The following is a 272-nucleotide window of genomic DNA, read 5'->3' as shown; positions in this document are numbered from 1 at the left end:
CGGATCCCCGCGACCCGGCACAGCCGCCACACGCGGCGTTCGGAAAGCTGGTAGCCGAGGTCGGCGAGGTCGTCGGCGAGCACCCGATACCCGCCCTCGGGGTCTTCCGCGTGCAGCCGGCGTAGCACACCGATGAGGTGCTGCTCTTCCGTCTCGCGAGCAGAGACCGGGTTACGCAGCCACTGGTAGTACGCCTGCTCGGAGAATCCGAGCACCCGGCACGCCACCGCGACCGGCACCCTGACAGGGGCGCCGGCCGCGGCCATCTCGCG

The 272-nt window shown here is 71.7% G+C and carries 1 protein-coding gene; it reads right to left on the bottom strand.

The window, feature by feature from the left end:
• A partial coding sequence (locus QM019_RS12790) for an IS3 family transposase (protein WP_345961037.1) occupies positions 1 to 272 on the bottom strand: 272 nt, incomplete at both ends.

The organism is Gulosibacter sediminis (genome assembly GCF_030011715.1).
Classification (GTDB): domain Bacteria; phylum Actinomycetota; class Actinomycetes; order Actinomycetales; family Microbacteriaceae; genus Gulosibacter; species Gulosibacter sediminis.
The sequence above is the reverse complement of the archived record's forward strand: the minus strand, read 5'-3'. Positions and strand labels throughout refer to the sequence as shown.